This window comes from Bacillus sp. OTU2372, from assembly GCF_038440275.1.
Lineage (GTDB): Bacteria > Bacillota > Bacilli > Bacillales > Cytobacillaceae > Neobacillus > Neobacillus bataviensis_B.
This window is the reverse complement of record NZ_JASATK010000084.1, coordinates 1-415: the sequence shown is the minus strand read 5'-3', so window position 1 is coordinate 415 and position 415 is coordinate 1. Positions and strand designations below refer to the sequence as shown.

The window sequence follows — 415 nt, the reverse complement described above, 5'->3', positions numbered from 1 at the left end:
CAGGTGAACTATTAGCCTATCATATTTCAGAACGTATGACCATTGATTTAGCCACAGACACCCTTAAAAAACTAAAGAAGAATAAACACTTTAAAAAAGCGAAAGATGCATGGATCCATTCAGACCAGGGAGTACATTATACGCATCCAGAATTTCAAAAAGCTGTAAAAAAACTTAGACTACGCCAATCTATGTCAAGACGAGGAAACTGTTGGGATAACGCACCTATGGAATCTTTCTTTGGCCATTTAAAAGATGAAGCTTCTATAAAAGAATGTACAACCCTAGAGGAGCTAAAAAGAGAAATTAAGCAATATATGACGTATTACAATCACTATAGATACCAATGGAATTTAAAAAAGATGACCCCTGTTCAATACAGAGATCATCTTCTTAAATCTGCCTAGGCTTTTTT

1 protein-coding gene is annotated in these 415 nt (G+C 34.9%); it reads left to right on the top strand.

The window, feature by feature from the left end:
• Positions 1-407: IS3 family transposase (locus AAHB15_RS30030; RefSeq protein ID WP_342043904.1), on the top strand; the 407-nt coding region annotated here is incomplete at its 5' end.
• Positions 408-415 lie beyond the last annotated feature (8 nt).